We start from the raw sequence: 18,586 nt of genomic DNA, 5'->3' as shown, positions 1-18,586 counted from the left end.
CGAGATCGAACTGGGCGTCGTATCGATCGCGTTGCCGGTCTGCGATCCCCAAGGAAACGTGATCGCCGCGATCAACTGCTCCTCGGAGACAGATCGCATCACGATCGCGGATCTGATTGCCACGCGCCTGCCTGCCCTGAAGGCGGCACGGGCCCATATCGAATGGGCGATTCGCCGCGCGCCTGCTCTGGTCCATTCGATCCGCCCGTCCTAGCGCGCGGAATAGCGCGATCGGCAACCAGGTCGTTAAGCTGGCCAACTCAGCTGGCGCGGACCGCCATGAGTCTTGAGGCTTGGTGGCGGGCGTTCACTCCATTGCATCCGAGCCTGTCTCTGGCTTGCCGCCTTTCGTACTGAGGTGATCGAGAAGGTGCATGGCCGCTATCGGCAAGGGCGTGGCTGGTTTGAATAACAGCTTGAGTTGCCGCCCGGCCCACTGTTCGTCGAGCCTCACTTTCACGTAGTCGGTATGATCCCGTTCGGCAAGTGCGATTTCCGGGATGATGGCAATTCCCAGCCCGGCAATGACCATGTTGCGAATCGCCTCGAAGTTTGTGACCTGAATAGCCAGACGCATTGGACACCCCGCCGCTTTGGCCGCCTGGGTAGCAAGAGCAAGAATGGAAGCACCGTCCTGCATGCCTACGTGCTCGTAGTCGAGGGTCTCGGCGAATTTCACGCTTTCGCGTCGACCCAAGGGATGGTCCGCAGGCGTGATCAACACGAGTCGATCAGTACGAAAAGGCCGTTCCGACAGGCTTTCGTCGATGCCTGATGCTGCGCATATGCCTACATCCGCATCACCGCTGAGTACATCCCGCGATACCTGGTCGCTGAGACGCTCCACTAGCCCGATCTGAACCTCGGGAAAGCGATCGACAAACGATTTGAGCGCCTTCGGCAAGTAATGCGCCATCGCCGTGAGGTTGACGGACAGCCGCACCAACCCTCGCACTCCGTCTCTATGCTGGCCCATTTCATTTTCGATTTCCTGCAAATGGCCCATGACGATCTTCGCCCGCCGATATAGCGCGACGCCCGCGGGCGTCGGCTCGACGCCACGGCTACGGCGATGCAGTAACGGCGTACCGGCGGCCCGCTCCAGGTCCGAGATGCGGCGACTGACAGCGGACACCACGACATTCCCCCGCTCGGAAGCGGCGGAAATACTGCCTCCTTCAATCGTAAAAATAAAGAGCCTTAAAGTCTCAATATCGAAGCGCATGGTCTAACCAATCCTTCACATAAACTCGGGCCGAAGCGCTTTGCCGGCTCGTGACAGCAGGTGTCGCGAACGGTCAATTCAGTCCCCTCCCCGGCTTGTTATCCTCATTGGCAAGCATCTCCTACGCTTTCCATGACGGATAACCATGGCTTACCCCCAAACCCTGCTTGAAAAGATTTGGCAGCGACACGTCGTTTCACAACTGGATGACGATTATTTCCTGCTGTATGTCGACCGGCACTTGTTGAATGAGGTGACGAGTCCTCAGGCATTCGACGGCTTACGTGCCGCCTCGCGCCAACCGTGGCGCGCTTCATCGGTATTGGCGACCGCAGACCATAATATTCCCACAACCAATCGCCTTGCGGGCATGCACAACGAATCTGCCAGGCGACAGTTCGCGGCGCTACAGCAGAATTGCAGCGAATACGCGCTGCGCTTCTTCGAGCTGACGGACCGCAGGCAAGGAATTCTGCACGTCGTCGCGCCCGAGCTGGGTGAGACCCTGCCTGGCATGACGATAGCGTGCGGCGATTCGCACACCACGACGCACGGTGCATTCGGCGCGCTAGCACTGGGCATCGGCACCTCGGACGTGGAACAGATTCTCGCAACGCAATGTCTGGTTATGCGTCGGCCCAAGACGCTGAACGTGCAAATCACCGGCGAACTACCGCGCGGCACCTACGCGAAAGACGTCGCGCTGGCGTTTATCGGCCGCTATAAAAGCGACTTTGCGACCGGGTTTGCATTGGAATTTTCAGGCGAGACGGTGTCCGGTTTCAGCATGGAAAGCCGCATGACATTGTGCAACATGGCAGTGGAAGCAGGCGCTCGCTGTGCGCTGATTGGTGTCGACAAGACGGTGATCGACTATCTCGACGGACGCCCGTCAAGCCCGGTTGGGACAGAGTGGGAAGACGCAAAGCGGCTGTGGTCGACGTTGCATAGCGATCCCTCGGCGGAATTCGACGAGACGGCCGTGTTCGACGTGAGCGATCTGCGACCCCAGGTGACGTGGGGAACGACGCCGGCCATGGTCACGAGTATCGACGCACAGGTACCGAACCCCGCTGCCGGGTCGACTCACGAACAGCGCGAAGCGGCAATGCGCGCGCTCGATTACATGGGGCTGGATGCAGGAACGCGGATTCGGGAAATCGGACTGGATAAGATTTTTATCGGCTCGTGCACCAATGCGCGCATCGAGGATCTGCGCATTGCCGCCGATGTCGTGAAGGGCAGGAAGGTCGCGTCCACGATCCGGCAGGCGTTGGTCGTGCCCGGTTCCGGGAACGTCAAGTACCAGGCGGAAGAAGAAGGTCTGGACCAGATTTTTGTCGAGGCAGGTTTCGAGTGGCGCGAGCCGGGTTGCTCGATGTGCCTTGGGATGAACAACGACAGTCTTGGTGAAGGTGAACGCTGCGCGTCGACCTCGAATCGAAATTTCGAAGGAAGGCAAGGGCGTGGTGGCCGCAGCCATCTGGTGAGCCCGGCTATGGCGGCCGCGGCAGCTATCGCCGGACATTTCATCGACCCAGCGGAGCTTTGAATGAAACCATTCCTTATTCTGAAGACCCACCCGGTGCCGATTGACCGTACCGACGTCGATACCGATGCGATCCTGCCGAAGCAGTACATGGCGTTGACGAGCCGCGTCGGATTCGGCGATTACCTGTTCGACAACTGGCGCTATGCCGAAGCGGGCGAGCCTGGCGACGACGTCACAAAACGGACGAAGCGGCCGGACTTTCCACTTAATCAGCCTCGCTATCACGGCGCGCAAATCATGTTGTGCCGCGCCAACTTCGGATGCGGATCGAGCCGCGAGCATGCCGTTTGGGCGTTGGCCGACTGGGGGATCAAAGCCATCATCGCACCCAGTTACGGTGATATTTTCTATGGCAACTGCTTCAAAAACGGCATCCTCCCGATAAGGCTGCCGGCCCATGTTGTCGAGGAGTTGTTCAACGATCTGGCCGGGACAGACGAACCGACACCCATCACGATCGACCTACCGCGGCAGCGAGTGGTTTGCCAGGGCGGGAAGAGTTATCGGTTTGACCTGGATGCCTCCCGCAAGGATGCTCTGCTGTCAGGCCTTGACGAAATTGGGCAGATATTGGCTAGCTACAGCGAGCGAATCAAAGCGTTCGAAAAGGACCACTTCGCCGCTGAGCCCTGGTTGGCATGACGCGAGATCATCAGATCCAGCTGGAAACCACGCAGACTTCTCGCGCAGACCCAGCTCTTCGCCAAGTCGACGAGCTGTCGTATAGCAAACTGCATCGCGCTCTTTTACTGTTCCTTTGTTCACGGACAATCGCTCCGAGATAACGCCTCATCGGCGCAAGCTAGCTGAAAACCCTCGTCGAGCCAGCCAGTAATGCCGCCAATCATGACCTTAACGGGGCGGCCGAGTTTGGCGAGCCTGATTGCGGCACGCGTTGCTCCGTTGCAGTGAGGACCCGCACAATAGGTGACGAAGAGCGTGTCGAGCGGATACTCGGCGAGCCTGGACGCCACGATCTTGCCGTGCAGCATATTTGTTGCGCCGGGCACATGACCACGCGAAAAATGCGCGGCACTGCGTACATCAAGCAGCACAAAATCGATCGATCGCGGGTCGTCGCTCCCGAGTGCCGCATGGACGTCGGCGCAATCGGTTTCGAATGACAGCGAGGCGCTGAAATGGGCGAGCGCGACGGCACTGTCGGCAGGCGGTACGGATGAGACAGGGGACATAAAAGCTCCTTGTGCGTGGATCATTGCATCGCATTGTCCCGTTCTCCTGCACGGTCAACCAGTGTCGCAAATGACAGATTCCAGTAACATCACGCCACGGCCATATTCGCGTGAAAACGTGTTACTACGCCCGCCCACAACAGTCGACATCAAGTCCCTGTGCGTCGAAGTCGACCACTGCCACGTTCGCACCTCTCCTGAGCAGAATGACCCACCCGTAACTTTCCCGCCGGATCAGGCGGTTGGCGAGCGTCGCCGCGACGATCACCACCGCTTAAGGGATCAAACTCTCCCAGGAGAGGCAGAACGGCTATGCCGACGCTTCTTCCAGCGCAGCGATAGCCTTCGCCACACCCGCGCCGTATGCCGGGTCCGCCAGCGTGCAGTGTTCGATATGCAATTGCTGGACCGGCTTCGATACGCCGTTCAGCGCGCGCGCCGTATTATCGAACAGCGTCTGCTGCTGCGCTGCCGTCATCTGACGGAACAACGCCCCTGGCTGCGAGTAATAGTCGTCGTCGACACGGTGGTTCCAGTGATCCGCCGAGCCTTCGATCGACAATGGCGGCTCGCGAAAGTCCGGCTGCTCCTGCCATTCACCGCGCGTATTCGGCTCATACGGCGTGGCGCCACCCATATTCGCATCGACGCGCATCAACCCGTCACGGTGATAGCTATGCACGTACTTCGCACCGCGCGGCGCATTCACCGGAATCTGGTGGTAGTTGACGCTCAGGCGGTAGCGTTGCGCATCTCCGTATGAGAACAACCGGCCTTGCAACATCTTGTCGGGTGAGAAGCTGATGCCCGGCACCACGTTGGCGGGAGCAAAAGCGGCCTGTTCGACGTCGGCGAAATGATTGTTTGCGTTGCGGTTCAGCTCCACTACGCCGACTTCGATCAACGGGTAGTCGCGCTTCGGCCAGACTTTCGTCAGATCGAACGGATTGATCGGATAGCTGCCCGCCTCTTTCTCCGGCATGACCTGCACATACATCGTCCAGCGCGGAAACTCCTGGCGTTCAATCGCTTCGTACAGGTCGCGATGATGCGTCTCGCGATCACGGCCGACGAGCGCTTCCGCTTCTGCGTCCGTCAGGTTTTCGATGCCCTGTTGCGAGCGGAAATGGAACTTCACCCAGAAGCGTTCGTGTGCGGCATTGATGAAGCTGAACGTGTGGCTGCCGAACCCGTGCATGTGGCGGAACGTCTTCGGAATACCACGATCGCTCATGACGATTGTGACTTGATGCAGTGCTTCGGGCAGCTGCGTCCAGAAGTCCCAATTGCTCTCAGCGCTGCGCAGGCCCGTGCGCGGATCGCGCTTGATCGCATGGTTCAGGTCGGGGAATTTAAGCGGATCACGCAGGAAGAACACCGGCGTGTTGTTGCCCACCAGATCCCAGTTGCCTTCGTCGGTATAGAACTTCAACGCGAAGCCGCGAATGTCGCGCTCGGCGTCCGCCGCGCCGCGCTCGCCCGCCACGGTCGAAAAGCGCGCGAACATCTCGGTCTTCTTGCCGACCTCGGAAAAGATCGCGGCGCGTGTGTATTGCGTGATGTCATTCGTCACCGTGAAGGTGCCGAATGCGCCAGAACCTTTCGCGTGCATACGGCGTTCGGGAATCACTTCACGGTCGAAGTGGGCCAGTTTCTCCAGAAACCATACGTCTTCGAGCAACGCCGGACCACGTGGGCCGGCTGTCCGAATGTTCTGATTGTCGACGACAGGTGCGCCGAAAGCAGTAGTCAACTTTTTCATGAAAGATCCTCTATCTACGCAATATGCAACGGCAGTCGTTCAGTTGCCCTTAGCCGCCGAATCGGTCCCGCAGCCGCAGCCTTGATGGTGAGCATGACCAGCCTTGCTGTCGTCCCATGCGGAACCCAGGATGATCTGGCAGAAATTCAGGCGCTTATACGACGGATCGCGCAGTTCGAGCACGTCCGCCTTGACGTTGCCGAAGGTCGTCTCGGGCTTCTTGATCGTGCCTTGCGCGAAGGCATCGATGATGCCGTTCTTGAACGTCTCCTCACGCGGATGCGCGGCCACCACCTGAATCCGTTGTTCGTCGCTGAACTCGTGATAGGCCATGCCGAGCACGTCCATCTCGACCCCGGCGGTCACGAGCGCGACGACCGGCTTCAGATGTTCAGGCACGCCCGGTGTGGTATGCAACGCAATCGACAACCACACCTGCTCGATGTCGTAGTCATTCATGCCGTGCTGCGTCATGAAATCACGCGCGGCATTGGCACCATCCACTTCGAAACGGTAGCCTTCGCTGCTATATGCCGGCATCAGGCCCATGTCGTGGAACATGGCGCCGAGGTACAGCAGTTCCGGATCGTACTTGAGGCCCTTGCGTTCGCCGCTGAGGGCGCCGAACAGGAAAACCCGTCGCGAGTGGTTGTACAGCAGATCGGTTTCGGTATCGCGTACCAGTTGGGTGGCCGCGCGCGCAATTGCGCTGTCGGGTATCTTGATGCCTGCAATCGTAGTGCTCATTTCCGGTTCCTCAGTTGGCAAGTGGGTGGCGCATATGCATGCTTCCAGGCTTCGGCAATCGTCGCTGAATTCCTGACACCTTTCGAAGCGATCGATGTAGACATCCGCTCAACTGCCCGTCCGCGAAACACAATTTACGGAGTGCAATGCCTCCGATCGGAGGGTATTCAGCGGCGTGTCCATGGGAATCAATATTGGGCAAACAACCGGTGTCCGACAACGGGAACGAAGCGCTGAAGTCTGCCAAGCGTGCGGGATATCCTGCCGTGCCTTCTGGCTGAGGTCCGTCCGGGCCTGCGCCCGCCACTAATCGTATTGGCCAGGCTCCAGCGCCCGGTCAATCCTGCGCGAAAACACGCAGGAAAGCGTCCGCAGTAAGCCATCTCCCCTAAACTCATGGAATTTGGTGCCGTTATACAGAGGCCTAGTGCGACATGCGACCCGTCACGGAAACGTCTTAATCCCTATGCTGGTTTGCACCTATTCCGACCAGGACGGCGTTCCGTCTGCCGCCGCCGCGGGCGGCGATGTCGCTCCGCCGTCCGCTGACCCGGAATGCCAGGCGGTGACGAGGCTCGCGCGGACTCATTTCGGCGTCGCAACCGCTCTGGTCACGTTATCCGAAGCTCATGGGCTGCGGCTCAAGGCGGTCGACGGCGTTTTGCCCGACGTCCTGCCTCCGGACCTATCGGGTCCGTCGTTGCAAGCAGGCACGGCGACCGACGGGCTGGTCGTCGTGCCGGACACATGGGCCGACGAACGCTTTGGCGGGAACGCGCGCGGCGTCTCGGTGCGGTGGCCGCGCTTCTACACCGCCTGTGCCCTGACAGGCGCCGACGGCCTCCATCTGGGCGCGCTGTGTCTGCTGGATGACTTGCCCCGCGCCCTCGATGACGCACAACGGGCGTTCCTTCGCGAATTGGCCGGGCTGATCGCGCAGCGCCTCGAACACGCGCATGCGCTCTCGACGCTGCAGGACCGCGTGAAAGAACTGGAGGCCGGCGCGGAACTCATGACGCTGGCCCTTGCCGGCAGCGGGACGGGCGTCTGGGACCGCAATGTCGTCACCGGCGAAATCCACTATTCGCCTGCCTGGAAGGCGATGCTCGGCTACGAGGAGCACGAGCTCAGCAACCGGATCGAAGAAGCCTATCTGCGCTTGCATCCGGACGACCTCGCGGACGTCGCGGCAGCGATGCAGGCCCACTTCGAAACCAGAACCGACAGCTACGCGGTCGAGCATCGGATCCGCTGCAAGGACGGCAGCTACAAATGGATCAGCAGCCGGGGCAAGGTGGTCAACCGCGACAGCGAGGGTCGTGCGCTACGCATGGTAGGTACGACGACCGACATTACGGCATTGCGGGAGATGGCCGCGCGGCTACAGCAGTCCGTTGAACTGATCACGAACCTGACGGACGAGGTGCCGGGCCTGGTCTTCCAATACCGGCTGATGACGGATGGACGCGCGTTCTTCCCTTATGCGAGCGACGGAATCCGCGATATTTACGAGCTGACGCCGCAGCAGGCCACAACGAGCGCGCAGACTGTGGACGCGCTGATTGATGCACGCGATCTGGCCGCGTACCGGCAGTCGATTGCGGAATCGGCGACCAGCCTGTCGCCGTGGCACCTCGAATATCGCGTGCAACTGCCGCGCCAAGGCTTGCGCTGGCGACAGGGCGATGCCCGGCCCCAACTGCTGGCCGACGGCAGCACGCTGTGGCACGGCTTCATCACGGACGTGACCGAGCGCAAGCACATCGAGGCCGAGTTGCAGGAATCGGCAACCATCGATTTCCTGACCCAGTTGCCCAATCGCCGCCACTTCATGATGCAAAGCGAGGCGGAATTGTCGCGCGTCCGGCGCGCTGACAGTCGCGTCGCCGCCGTGCTGATGTTCGATCTGGACAACTTCAAGGCGCTCAACGACCGCTGGGGACACGAGGTCGGCGACCGCGCGCTCAGTCATTTCGCCGAGCTGTTACGCGCCGAAGTGCGGGCCAGCGACATCGTCGGCCGGCTTGGCGGCGAGGAATTCGCGATGGTGCTGCCGGACACCGATACCGACGCGGCCATCGCGCTCGCGCGACGCGTCCAGCAGCGTACCTCGCGAACCCCCTTGCTGTGCCGTGCCGAGCACATCGTGCTGACCGTCAGTATCGGCGTCGACACGATGCGCGCGGCCGATGTCGGCGCCTATCAGTCGCTGTCTCGTGGCGACAAGGCAATGTATCGAGCGAAGGAGCGCGGCCGCAACCGGATCGAGGTTTATGGCGACTAGTCCAGTCGTCCAGCCGCGGAACGCTCAACCCATATGACTGATATATCGCAAATCGATTAAATAAACGCCGCCAACTGTCGATAACAAGTTCAGCCGCTTTCCCGTCGCGGTTGGACTAAACATGCAGAGCTCATACAATTTTTGGCTGGTTGCAATCTCGTTTGTCGTCGCGGCGCTGGCGTCGTACACGGCGCTCGATTTGACCGGCCGCATCTTCCTGCTGGCCTCGGCACGTCTGCGGCACGCGTGGCGGCTGGGCGGCGCCGCCGCGCTTGGTGTCGGCATCTGGTCGATGCACTTCATCGCGATGCTCGCCTTCTCCCTGCCGATTCCGCTCGGCTACGATTTCGCGACGACCGCTTATTCCCTTGGACTCGCCATCGGCGCGTCGTATCTGGCGCTGGTCATGACGACTCAGGCGCAACTCACGCCGCTTCGGCTCGTGGCGGGCGGCGTGCTGATGGGTTTCGGCATCGCCGGCATGCACTACACCGGCATGGCAGCGCTGCAAATGGCGCCGGACATCCACTATCAGCCGGCCTGGCTGGCAGGGTCGCTAGCGATCGCGATCGGCGCGTCGACCGCCGCGTTGTGGCTGGCGCGCGCACTCAGTAACGGCGACGAACGCTACGTGATGCGCAAACGTTTCATCGCGGCGCTGGTGATGGGCGTCGCGATCAGCGGCATGCATTACGCCGGCATGGCGGCCGCCGAGTTTCCGACCGGCGCCGTGTGCGGCGCGGCGAGAGGCGTGAACGCAGCGTGGCTCGCCACCTCGGTGATCCTATTCACCTTCGCGATTCTGATCGTCACGCTGTTGCTGTCGCGTTTCGACGCGCGCACCAGTTTTCTGGCCGGCGCGGTATCGACATTGAATGGTCAGGTCGTGCGGCTCGCCACGCTCGATACGCTGACGGGCCTGCCCAACCGCAGCACGCTCACCGAACGCATCGAACGCGCGATCCTTGGCGCGCGCCGGCAGCGCTCGCTGTTCGCGATTCTGTTCATGGATCTCGACGGCTTCAAGACCATCAATGATTCACTCGGCCACTCGGCCGGCGACGAGGTGCTGTCCGCCTTCGCCCAACGCCTTCTGCTGTGCGTGCGCGCGAGCGACACTGTCGCGCGTCTGGGCGGCGACGAATTCGTCGTGTTGTCCGAGAACCTGGCTTCACGCGAAGATGCCGGCACGATGGCCGAAGGCGTGCTCGACCGGATGCGCCAGGGCGTATGGACCGATTCGCAACCGCTCCAGGTGATGCCGAGCATCGGCATCGCGCTCTATCCGCACGACGGCGATACCGTCGACACGCTGCTCAAACACGCCGACGCGGCCATGTACGAAGCCAAGCGCGGCGGCCGCAGCACCTATCGCTTCTTCGAACCCAGCATGAACGAAGCCGCGACGCGCACGCTGCAAATTCAAAGCGCGCTACACGAAGCGCTCGTCGCCGGCCATTTCTCGCTGCATTTCCAGCCGAAGTTCCACGGCAGCGGCGGCGCGCTGGCGGGCGCCGAAGCGCTGATCCGCCTGCACCATCCGCAGCTCGGCACGCTGGCGCCGCTCGAATTCATTCCGATTGCCGAGCGCTCGGGCCAGATCGTGCAGATCGGCTACTGGGTGTTGCGCGAAACCTGCCAGCAGATTCGCCGCTGGACCGAGCAAAACCTGCCGCCGATGAGAGTCGCGATCAATCTGTCGCCGCGCCAGTTGTCGCAACCCAACCTCGTCGCGACGATGCTCGAGATCGTGAAAGCCGAAGGCGTGCAATGCGAGCAGATCATGTTCGAGATCACCGAGACCGTCGCGATGCAGGATGCGCCGAGAACCATCGAAATGATTCGCGAGTTCCAGTCGAGCGGCTTTGAAATCGCAATCGACGATTTCGGCACCGGCTACTCCAGCCTCGCCTATCTGCAACGCTTTCGCGTCAAGCAGTTGAAGATCGACCGCTTCTTCACCAACGGGCTCGACGCGCACGGACCCGAAGGCAGCGCGATCGTCTCCGCGATCATTGCGCTCGCGCACTCGCTGGAAATGGACGTGGTAGCCGAAGGCGTCGAAACCGAGTCGCAGCTCGACATGCTCAGGTCGATGAGGTGCGACGAGATGCAAGGCTTTCTGCTCGGCAAGCCCCTCGCCGCCGACGATTTCAGCGCGTTGCTCCGCGACAGAATGGTGGCCGGATGAGCCTCCGATCCGTTTGAAACCCGTATGGCTATACGCGTCAGTTAGCCTTCATGACGCCTCCCGCTGCGTGGCCTCGTTTTACCGATAAGCAGGAACCAACCGATTGGCTGCTGGAGACTTCATGAAATTTGACGTAGCGACGTTCACAACGGTATGGCTGATCACCTTTCTGTGCAGCGCGCTAATCACGACGGCGCTTTCGCGAATGTTTGGGCAGGTCGGCGCATTCCGCTTCTGGGCCGTTGCCTTTTATCTGCTTGCCACCGCCACCGCATGCTTTGCGTTGCATGCGATCTGGAACAGCGATCTGCTGCTGGTGGCCACCGCGACGCTGGCATTGCAAAGCCGCATGCTGATCTGGTGGGGCACGCGCGACCTGTTCGGTGCATCGGCGCCGTGGCGGGCCGGCCTCGTCGTCACTGCCGTGTTCTGCCTGCTGTATGTGTGTTCGCTCGCATGGAACGCGCCGCTGGCGGTCCGCGCCGGCCTGCTGGCGCTGTTTTTCGTGCCGTGCCGCGCGGGGACGCTGTATGAAGTGGTCCGCCGGCGCCGTCCGCAACTCGGCGCGGCACGCGTGCTGGTGGCGGTGGGCAGCGGTATCGCGACGCTCAATGCCATCGTGCCGCTCGTGCTCGTGCTGCTCGATCGCGCCAATATGACGCTGCTGTACGGCAACCCGCGCACCACCTCGGCGCTTTACGCAGTGGTATTTGCGGGTGATCTGCTGCTGACCATCGGCCTGATCGTGCTGGCCTTGCACCATCTGATCGTCGAACGCGACATGCTCGCCACGCTCGAGCGCGGTGCGCTGGAGCGTCTCGCCGAAACGCGGGAAATGCGCGCGATGATCGATGCACGATCGGCGCGCCGCGATGCCTTAGGCCACCACACCCCCGCGCAGGGCCAGACGCTGCCGGGGCCGGTTTGATGAGGCACGCGGCGGGTTAGCCCTTTGGCCACCTGGCACTGGGCCGGCTAGCCACAAGGCCGCTTAACCGGCCTTGCGCTCCCCATGTGCCGTGTCGGCCACCGATACGAGAATCGGCGTCACCGCCTGCGTGGCCTCACGCTTGGTGAGCTTGCCGTCGACCGAGGCGCCGCAATCCATCCGCAACTGCTGATAGTAGATGTTGCCGGTCACATGCGCATTGCTCTGCAACTCGACGAAGTGATCGGCGATCACGTCGCCGACAATCCTGCCGTTGACCACCACGTCATAGCCATGCACGTTGCCCTCGATCGAGCCGCGGTCGCTCAGGACCAGCAGGGTCTGGGCACCCGGCTCGCCGCTCACGTTGCCCTTCACGTGACCATCCATGCGCAGGCCGTCGCTGAACAGGAGGTCGCCCGTGATCCGCACGTCGTGTGCGATAAGAGTGGCGAGCTTGGTCTGCTGGATGCCCGCGGTTTTTTTCTTGCTAAACATAAGTATCTCTTGGGAAATGAAAATATTCGTCGCGTGAGGCGATTCGGGCGACGCTCCGGAGTGGCGCTCAGCGGCGCGAGGCCGGCGGCTTCGTCTTGCTCTGGCCGCGCAGAAACTGCAATTCGGCGTTCAGGCGCGCGACGTCGGCAGCGGCGCCGTCCGCGGTTTTTTGCACCGCGGCCCGCGCCGCCGATTCCTGCGCGAGCGCGAGCCGCGTACGGGCGAGTTCGGTCTGTTCGCTACCCTCATCCACAGGCGCCGCGTTGCATTGATCAACCGCTGTGCCGGAGCGCTGCGCGTGCCATGCCACAGTGGCCGCCGTGCCGCCTGCCGCGCCGAGCGCGCATACCACAGCCCACTGGATCACGCGAGCAACGAGCGGCCGCGCCGGCTGCAAGGTATAGACGCGCTGGCTCAGACTGCCCGCATCGCGGGGAAAACGTCGTTCAACCATGGGGCGTGGGCGCGAATAGCGCGAGGTAGGCGGCCGGATCGACCGGCGCGCCGTTGACCAGCACTTCGAAATGAAGGTGCGGGCCGGTGGAGCGTCCGGTCGAGCCGACGTCGGCGACATACTGGCGCGGCAGCACCAGATCGCCGACATGCACGACAATGCGCGACGCGTGGCCGTAACGGGTCACGAGACCATTGCCGTGATCGATTTCAACCGCATTGCCATAGCCCGATTTCTCACCCGCGAAAATCACCCGGCCGCCTGCCGCCGCCAGAATCGGTGTACCGGTTCTGGCGACCAAATCGATGCCCGGATGGAAACTCAACCGATGCGTGAACGGATCGGTGCGGTTGCCGAACGGCGAGCCGAAGCGGGCGCCGTCGGCGGGCATGCGGCCGGGAAAGGCGGCGTACGCGACTGCGTGATCGGCGGCTTGCTGCTCGAGCGCGGACAGCGTCGTGGCGATGCAATCCAGTTGTTGCCTGGTGCGCTCGGCATCGGCATAAACGGCCGAAGCGCGCGATGGTTCCGGCTGTCCGGCCGACGACTCCTTCCGGTTTTCAGGTTTTATGTATTCGAGGGCTTGCGGCATGACATCTGTACAGCGACGCGGCGGCAAGGAGGGACCGCCCTCGCCTTCGCTGTCGGTAGCGGACGTGTCGGGTTCGGAGGCGGCGCCCGGCGTGGCGGTTGCAGCCGGCGTGGCGGGTGCGCGTGGCGCTGGCCGCGGTGTATTCAGACGTGCTTCGAAGTTGCTCAACGCACCGACCTGCATCGTCAGACGCGCGATGCGCGGTTCGATCTGCGCCACGGACGCGTTCAGCTTGCCAAGTTGATCGATTGCATAGTCGTGCTCGACACGGCTCGCCGCCTGATCGTTGGAGCCACTGTGCGCGGGCCAGTGCATGCCGATCGCGATGCCCGCGGCGAGCGCCACCGCCGCCGCGCCGCAGGCGGTGCTTAGCGCGATAGTTAGCGCGGTATGACGCGTGACGAAGCTGATCGAGCCGCTGGAAAGTTGACGCCCGGCGCGAAACACGGAAGACATCAGCAGCTCCCGGCGCGTGTCAGGCGGCAGGTGCGCGGTTTCACAGACGCGGCACGAGGTACGTTCGGTACGATCAGCGTGTTCGACATGTTCGACGCACTGAACGCGCTGAACGTGCCAGGCGTGTTGAGTGCGCTAAAGCGGGACGGGAGATCGGCGGACGAGACTAACTGCATGCGGCATCAACCGGACAACATACCGGTGGTGATAGTGGACAAAGGGCGCCGATTATCGCCTGGCATCACGAACCATCATCTCAAATACAAAGGACGGTGCGAGATACCAGGTCACGCAAGCCGGATGCGCCGCTTGCCGAAACAGGCAACGGCCGCCCTCGGCGAATCCGCCTTCACCGGCTATGCAGTCACGCAAGCCTCTTTCCGATCGAGCCCCTCCAGCGCTCTGAGCCGCGCGACCAGCGCATCGCCGGCGCGCGTCATCGGCATGCGCAACTCGTCGCGTATCAGACCATGCGCAGCGAGCAAGGCCTTCACCGGCGCCGGATTCGGTTCGGCGAACAGCGCCTGGATCAGCGGCGCGAGTTCATGAAAAATGCGCCGTCCTTCGTCGAGCCGCCCCGCCGATAGCGCGCGATACAGCGCGACGAACTGCTCGGGCCGCACATGCGCCGAGGCCGCGATCGCCCCGCTCCCACCCAGACACAAGGTGTTGAAAATATTGATGTCTTCGCCGGCGAGCACCTGCAAGCGACCGTCGCGAATCAGCGCGAGCGTGGTGTCGAGGGAACCGGCGCAGTCCTTCACTGCCTGAATCCGCGGATGCGCGGCGAGCGTCAGGAGCGTGTCGAGTTCGAGCCGCACGCCGGTTCGATAGGGAATGTCATATAGCACGACGGGCTTGTCGCTCGCATCGGCAAGCTCCGTGAAATGCCCGACGATGCCCGCTTGTGAAGGCCGGATGTAGTACGGCGCGGCCATCAGCACACCGGCGATCGGCAGTGCGTTCAGTTGCCCGATGCGCTCGCGCATGCTCGCCGTGTGATTGCCCGCCACACCCACCAGCACCGGCAGCGCCTGAGCGTGCGCCGCGCAGCGGGCGGCGATCTGCGCCTCCGTTTGCGTTTGCGCCTCCGTTTGCGTTTGCATTTGCGCTTCGTCGAGAATCGTTGCGAGCACGGCGTCCTGCTCGGCGGCGTCGAGCGTGGCCGGCTCGCCGGTCGTGCCGAGCGCGACCAGCCCGGCGATGCTCGCGCCGGCATAGCGCCGCACCAGTGTGCGCAGCGCGGCGTGATCCACCGCGCCGTCGGCGAATGGCGTGATGAGCGGAACCCAGATACCCGAAAAAATGGACATGTCTTTACCTCGATGGCGACCGTATCGATTCCGATCAGCGGTGCGAGGGAGGAAAAACAGGGAATGCCGCAGGCGGGCGTTGACCGGCTGTTCCGTCGCACATCTGACGGAACAGCAGCTCCGGTCAGATGAGCGGCTGTTTTTTGGTTTTGGCGCTAAGGCTTGCGAGATTCGCGCGTGCGACCACGGCGCTCGCAAAAGCGAAACGTGCGGTGCGTGACGGGCGGAGTCGGAGCGGTTGGCCGGGATGCATGAATCGCAGTGTACCCGCGTGTGGCGCAGGTTTGCAAAGCGGGTTTGCAAAACCCGCGCAAAATTACTTGACTTCTGCGACAGGGAAACTAATATACGCACCGCGTACATGACGAGTGCGCGACCCACTTCCCAAAGGTGCCTGCATGAGCGTCCCGCAACAAGCTTTCCTACGCGATGCGATGCGTCGCATGAACATGACCCGCGACACATTCGCGAGCCGCATCGGTGTATCGCGCCGGGCGCTCGACACGTGGCTGCTGCCGGACGATTCGCAGGAATCACGGGCCATGCCCGAGATTGTCGAGCGTTTCGTGTCGGAAATCGCCGTCCACGGGGAGCCTGGCGAGAAGTATACGCAAAGCGTAGACTCACAATCGCTGGCAAGCCACATGTTATTCGAAGGCAAGCCGCAACTGCTGTCGGTCGATCAGTTCTCGCGCGACTCCGTCGAGGCACTGTTTCGCGTCGCCGACATCATGCAGCCGATCGCACGGCGCCGGAAAATTTCCCGCGTTCTCGAAGGCGCGGTGCTCGGCAATCTGTTTTTCGAAGCCAGCACCCGCACCCGCGTAAGCTTCGGCGCGGCGTTCTGCCGGCTCGGCGGCTCGGTGTGCGACACCACCGGCTTCACGTTTTCGTCGATGGCAAAGGGCGAGTCGATCTACGACACCAGCCGCGTGATGAGCGGCTACGTGGACGCACTGGTGATCCGCCATCCGGAGCAAGGCTCGGTGGCCGAATTCGCGCGCGCCACCAACGTGCCGGTGATCAACGGCGGCGACGGTCCGGGTGAGCATCCGAGCCAGGCGCTCCTCGACCTGTACACGATCCAGCGCGAGTTTTCGCGGCTCGGCAAGATCGTCGACGGTGCGCATATCGCGCTGGTCGGCGATCTGAAATATGGCCGCACGGTGCATTCGCTGGTCAAGCTGCTGGCGCTGTATCGCGGCATCAAGTTCACGCTGATCTCGCCACCCATGCTCGAAATGCCAAGCTATATCATCGAGCAGATCTCGCGCAACGATCACGTGATCGAGCAGACCCACGATCTGCCCGCCGGGCTGCGCGGTGCCGACGTGGTGTACGCCACACGCATCCAGAAAGAGCGCTTCACCGACGAGTCGTTCGAAGGCTATACGCCGGACTTCCAGATCAATCAGGCGCTGATGGACAGCGTATGCGGCGCCGACACGTTGATCATGCACCCGCTGCCGCGCGACAGCCGGCCGGGCGCGAACGATCTGAGCGTCGATCTGAACCATGATTCGCGTCTCGCGATTTTCCGGCAAACCGATAACGGCATTCCGGTGCGGATGGCGATTTTCGCCGTGCTGCTGGGTGTCGAAAAACTGGTCCAGCATTCGATGCGCGACGCCGCGTGGCGCCCGCCCGTCTATCTCGGTCCGGACGATGCGGTGTTTCACGGCATCGATTGATCAGGATTCTGATAATTGAAAAACGCGGCCTTGCGATTCACACGCAAGGCCGCTTTGGTATTCACCTATCCATCTTCAGTGCCCGGTCGATTAAATCCGGACTAGACTGAATTCGTCACTCCCTCTTCAACCGCAGCATCAACCGTGTCGGTCGTCTTTAAAGAAGTCGCTTATTGCAGTGCGTCACGGATCGATTCGATCCCGGATTCACCAACATACGAACAGGACGACTTATCATGGCCGACACGAGTTATATGGCGCGCAAATCCGTCGCGGATATTGTCGCAAGCGCGGAGGGCGGGGAACGCCAACTGTCGAAGTCGCTGGGCGCGCTCAGCATTACGGCGATGGGTATCGGCGCGATCATCGGCGCCGGCATCTTTGTTTTAACCGGCACGGCCGCAGCCCATTATGCGGGGCCGAGCATCATTCTTTCGTTTGTCCTCGGCGGGATTGCCTGCGCGTTTGTCGGACTCTGCTACTCGGAGCTGGCCGCCATGCTGCCGGTCTGCGGCAGCAGTTATACCTACACCTATGCCACGCTCGGCGAAGTGTTCGCATGGATCATCGGCTGGGATCTGATCCTCGAGTATGCGATGGGCGCCGCGACCGTTGCGGTCGGCTGGTCAGGCTACATCGTCAGCCTGTTGCATAACGTCGGCATCAACATTCCGCCCACTATGGCGGCCGCGCCGGGCACCACGGTGACGCTCGCCGATGGCAGCACCGTGGCCGGCGTCGTCAATTTGCCGGCGGTCTTCATCATCGCCTTGCTGACCATCATGCTCGTGCTCGGCACCAAGGAGTCAGCGCGGCTCAATAACATCATGGTGGCGATCAAACTGACCGTGGTGTTCGCGTTCATCGTCATCGGCGCCTTCTTTGTGCATCCTGCCAACTGGCATCCGTTCATCCCGCAAAATACCGGCGAATTCGGCAATTTCGGTGCAAGCGGCATTCTCCGCGGATCGGCTGTCGTATTCTTTGCCTTCATTGGCTTCGATGCGGTGTCCACTGCGGCCCAGGAAGCACGCAAGCCGCAAATCGACATGCCGATCGGTATTCTCGGTTCGCTGGTGATCTGCACGATCCTCTACATTGCAGTAGCGGGCGTGCTGACCGGACTCGTTCCCTACGCCCAGCTCAACGTTCCGGATCCGATCGCGAAAGGTGTCGATGCGATCGGCGTCACGTGGTTTTCCGTGCTCATCAAGATCGGTGCGCTGACTGGCTTGACGACCGTGATACTGGTGCTGCTATATGGCCAGAGCCGCATCTTCTTCACCATGTCACAGGATGGCCTCCTGCCGCACCTGTTCGCGCGCGTCCACCCGCGCCTGCAAACACCCCATCTGAGCCAGATGATGATCGGGGCGATCGTGGCGATCGTGGCAGCATTCACGCCGATCAACGTGCTGGGCGAGATGGTCAGTATCGGCACCCTGTTCGCGTTCATTCTCGTCTGCGGCGCTGTGATCTATCTGCGCCGCAGCGACGCGGGAGCCTCCCGGCCGTTCCGCGCGCCGGGCGTGCCGGTGATACCGATCCTCGGGATTCTGTTTTGCCTGCTGCTGATGGCAGGGCTGCCGCTTGTCACCTGGTTACGGCTGTTCGTCTGGCTCGTGATCGGGCTCGTCATCTACGTGCTCTACGGCCGCAATCATTCGCGTCTTCGCCATCCGGAGCGGGTTCGCGACTGA

General features: G+C 62.0%; 16 protein-coding genes. 8 read left to right on the top strand and 8 right to left on the bottom strand.

Going from position 1 to position 18,586, the window contains the following annotated elements; genetic code table 11:
* The coding region (locus PQR53_RS13585) for an IclR family transcriptional regulator domain-containing protein (protein ID WP_408454282.1) at positions 1–214 on the top strand (214 nt) is incomplete at its 5' end.
* A 93-nt stretch (positions 215–307) separates the two neighbouring features.
* Here the strand turns inward: PQR53_RS13585 and PQR53_RS13580 are convergent.
* Positions 308–1,225, bottom strand: a complete 918-nt coding sequence (locus PQR53_RS13580; protein WP_408454279.1) for a LysR family transcriptional regulator — start codon at positions 1,223–1,225, stop codon at positions 308–310.
* Positions 1,226–1,370: 145 nt separating this feature from the next.
* On the opposite strand from PQR53_RS13580, the gene leuC reads away from it, so the two are divergent.
* Complete coding sequence (gene leuC / locus PQR53_RS13575) at positions 1,371–2,777, top strand: 3-isopropylmalate dehydratase large subunit (RefSeq protein ID WP_408454276.1); 1,407 nt, start codon at positions 1,371–1,373, stop codon at positions 2,775–2,777.
* Positions 2,778–3,419, top strand: a complete 642-nt coding sequence (gene leuD, locus PQR53_RS13570) for a 3-isopropylmalate dehydratase small subunit (protein ID WP_408454273.1) — start codon at positions 2,778–2,780, stop codon at positions 3,417–3,419.
* 119 nt (positions 3,420–3,538) lie between these two features.
* On the opposite strand, the gene PQR53_RS13565 is transcribed toward leuD, so the two are convergent.
* From PQR53_RS13565 to PQR53_RS13555, 3 genes are all read right to left on the bottom strand, one after another.
* A complete protein-coding gene (locus PQR53_RS13565) occupies positions 3,539–3,970 on the bottom strand; it encodes a rhodanese-like domain-containing protein (RefSeq protein WP_408454271.1) in 432 nt (143 codons plus the stop codon).
* Positions 3,971–4,280: 310 nt separating this feature from the next.
* Positions 4,281–5,732, bottom strand: a complete 1,452-nt coding sequence (locus PQR53_RS13560) for a catalase (RefSeq protein WP_408454268.1) — start codon at positions 5,730–5,732, stop codon at positions 4,281–4,283.
* A 39-nt stretch (positions 5,733–5,771) separates the two neighbouring features.
* On the bottom strand, positions 5,772–6,479 hold the full coding sequence (locus PQR53_RS13555; RefSeq protein ID WP_408454265.1) for an HD domain-containing protein: 708 nt from the start codon (positions 6,477–6,479) through the stop codon (positions 5,772–5,774).
* Positions 6,480–6,945: 466 nt separating this feature from the next.
* Here PQR53_RS13555 and PQR53_RS13550 point away from each other — a divergent pair, with 466 nt between their 5' ends.
* From PQR53_RS13550 to PQR53_RS13540, 3 genes are all read left to right on the top strand, one after another.
* The gene (locus PQR53_RS13550; protein ID WP_408454262.1) at positions 6,946–8,763 is read left to right on the top strand and encodes a sensor domain-containing diguanylate cyclase; all 1,818 of its coding nucleotides are present in this window, start codon (positions 6,946–6,948) and stop codon (positions 8,761–8,763) included.
* Positions 8,764–8,884: 121 nt separating this feature from the next.
* A complete protein-coding gene (locus PQR53_RS13545; RefSeq protein WP_408454259.1) occupies positions 8,885–10,954 on the top strand; it encodes a putative bifunctional diguanylate cyclase/phosphodiesterase in 2,070 nt (689 codons plus the stop codon).
* Positions 10,955–11,075: 121 nt separating this feature from the next.
* The gene (locus PQR53_RS13540) at positions 11,076–11,882 is read left to right on the top strand and encodes a hypothetical protein (RefSeq protein ID WP_408454256.1); all 807 of its coding nucleotides are present in this window, start codon (positions 11,076–11,078) and stop codon (positions 11,880–11,882) included.
* Between the two features lie 63 nt (positions 11,883–11,945).
* Here the strand turns inward: PQR53_RS13540 and PQR53_RS13535 are convergent, their stop codons facing one another.
* The 4 genes from PQR53_RS13535 to dapA all read right to left on the bottom strand — a co-directional run bounded on the left by PQR53_RS13535 (position 11,946) and on the right by dapA (position 15,195).
* Complete coding sequence (locus tag PQR53_RS13535; RefSeq protein WP_408454253.1) at positions 11,946–12,380, bottom strand: bactofilin family protein; 435 nt, start codon at positions 12,378–12,380, stop codon at positions 11,946–11,948.
* Positions 12,381–12,447: 67 nt separating this feature from the next.
* Complete coding sequence (locus PQR53_RS13530) at positions 12,448–12,834, bottom strand: hypothetical protein (protein ID WP_408454250.1); 387 nt, start codon at positions 12,832–12,834, stop codon at positions 12,448–12,450.
* Positions 12,827–13,882, bottom strand: coding sequence for a M23 family metallopeptidase (locus PQR53_RS13525; protein ID WP_408454247.1), 1,056 nt, complete (start codon positions 13,880–13,882; stop codon positions 12,827–12,829). Before PQR53_RS13525 ends, PQR53_RS13530 begins: the two co-directional genes overlap by 8 nt.
* A 356-nt stretch (positions 13,883–14,238) precedes the next feature.
* Positions 14,239–15,195 carry a 4-hydroxy-tetrahydrodipicolinate synthase gene (gene dapA / locus PQR53_RS13520; RefSeq protein ID WP_408454244.1) on the bottom strand — a complete coding sequence of 319 codons (957 nt, stop codon included), beginning with the start codon at positions 15,193–15,195 and terminating at the stop codon, positions 14,239–14,241.
* Between the two features lie 398 nt (positions 15,196–15,593).
* Between dapA and PQR53_RS13515 the strand changes: the two genes are divergently transcribed.
* Together PQR53_RS13515 and PQR53_RS13510 are read left to right on the top strand one after the other, a co-directional pair.
* Positions 15,594–16,886 carry an aspartate carbamoyltransferase gene (locus PQR53_RS13515; RefSeq protein WP_408454241.1) on the top strand — a complete coding sequence of 431 codons (1,293 nt, stop codon included), beginning with the start codon at positions 15,594–15,596 and terminating at the stop codon, positions 16,884–16,886.
* 236 nt (positions 16,887–17,122) lie between these two features.
* Positions 17,123–18,586, top strand: a complete 1,464-nt coding sequence (locus tag PQR53_RS13510; protein WP_408454238.1) for an amino acid permease — start codon at positions 17,123–17,125, stop codon at positions 18,584–18,586.

It is taken from the genome of Paraburkholderia fungorum (genome assembly GCF_046027605.1).
In the GTDB taxonomy this organism is placed as follows: domain Bacteria; phylum Pseudomonadota; class Gammaproteobacteria; order Burkholderiales; family Burkholderiaceae; genus Paraburkholderia; species Paraburkholderia fungorum_F.
This window is presented reverse-complemented; position numbering and strand designations above follow the sequence as displayed.

Bases quoted from the DNA above. Each gene is read 5' to 3' on its own strand.
- PQR53_RS13540 (WP_408454256.1), top strand. From the start codon at position 11,076: ATGAAATTTGACGTAGCGACGTTCACAACGGTATGGCTGATCACCTTT.
- PQR53_RS13565 (WP_408454271.1), bottom strand. From the start codon at position 3,970: ATGTCCCCTGTCTCATCCGTACCGCCTGCCGACAGTGCCGTCGCGCTC.
- PQR53_RS13515 (WP_408454241.1), top strand. From the start codon at position 15,594: ATGAGCGTCCCGCAACAAGCTTTCCTACGCGATGCGATGCGTCGCATG.
- PQR53_RS13535 (WP_408454253.1), bottom strand. From the start codon at position 12,380: ATGTTTAGCAAGAAAAAAACCGCGGGCATCCAGCAGACCAAGCTCGCC.
- PQR53_RS13545 (WP_408454259.1), top strand. From the start codon at position 8,885: ATGCAGAGCTCATACAATTTTTGGCTGGTTGCAATCTCGTTTGTCGTC.
- leuD (WP_408454273.1), top strand. From the start codon at position 2,778: ATGAAACCATTCCTTATTCTGAAGACCCACCCGGTGCCGATTGACCGT.
- PQR53_RS13510 (WP_408454238.1), top strand. From the start codon at position 17,123: ATGGCCGACACGAGTTATATGGCGCGCAAATCCGTCGCGGATATTGTC.
- PQR53_RS13550 (WP_408454262.1), top strand. From the start codon at position 6,946: ATGCTGGTTTGCACCTATTCCGACCAGGACGGCGTTCCGTCTGCCGCC.
- PQR53_RS13560 (WP_408454268.1), bottom strand. From the start codon at position 5,732: ATGAAAAAGTTGACTACTGCTTTCGGCGCACCTGTCGTCGACAATCAG.
- PQR53_RS13555 (WP_408454265.1), bottom strand. From the start codon at position 6,479: ATGAGCACTACGATTGCAGGCATCAAGATACCCGACAGCGCAATTGCG.
- PQR53_RS13580 (WP_408454279.1), bottom strand. From the start codon at position 1,225: ATGCGCTTCGATATTGAGACTTTAAGGCTCTTTATTTTTACGATTGAA.
- PQR53_RS13525 (WP_408454247.1), bottom strand. From the start codon at position 13,882: ATGTCTTCCGTGTTTCGCGCCGGGCGTCAACTTTCCAGCGGCTCGATC.
- leuC (WP_408454276.1), top strand. From the start codon at position 1,371: ATGGCTTACCCCCAAACCCTGCTTGAAAAGATTTGGCAGCGACACGTC.
- PQR53_RS13530 (WP_408454250.1), bottom strand. From the start codon at position 12,834: ATGGTTGAACGACGTTTTCCCCGCGATGCGGGCAGTCTGAGCCAGCGC.
- dapA (WP_408454244.1), bottom strand. From the start codon at position 15,195: ATGTCCATTTTTTCGGGTATCTGGGTTCCGCTCATCACGCCATTCGCC.